Genomic DNA, 300 nt, shown 5'->3' with positions numbered 1-300 from the left:
GCTCGACGAACGCACGCGCGAACTGGCGCAGGTCCGCGAACAACAGGCGCGCCTGTCGACCGTCGACGTGCCGGAAGCGTTGCGCGCGGCGCTGGCCGATGCGCAGGGTTTTCGCAACAGCGGCCCGCGCGAGCAAGCCCTCGCGCACGACATCGCGGCTGCCGAACGCACGCTGTCCGGCGCGCTCGACGCACTCGGCCAATGGCGCATGCCGGTCGATGCGCTGCGTGCGCTCGACGTGCCGTCGGCGGCGCGGCTCGCCGCGCTGCTCAAGGAAGACAGCGAACGCGCGAGCGCGGC

Annotated in this window: 1 protein-coding gene; it reads left to right on the top strand. The window is 73.3% G+C overall.

What is annotated here, in order from left to right; genetic code table 11:
• Positions 1-300 (top strand): hypothetical protein (locus tag A9Z05_RS37520; RefSeq protein WP_256121840.1); only part of this gene is annotated, 300 nt, incomplete at both ends.

Origin of the sequence: Burkholderia sp. A2, from assembly GCF_001729305.1 — a bacterium.
GTDB lineage: Bacteria > Pseudomonadota > Gammaproteobacteria > Burkholderiales > Burkholderiaceae > Burkholderia > Burkholderia sola.
The sequence above is the reverse complement of the archived record's forward strand: the minus strand, read 5'-3'. Positions and strand labels throughout refer to the sequence as shown.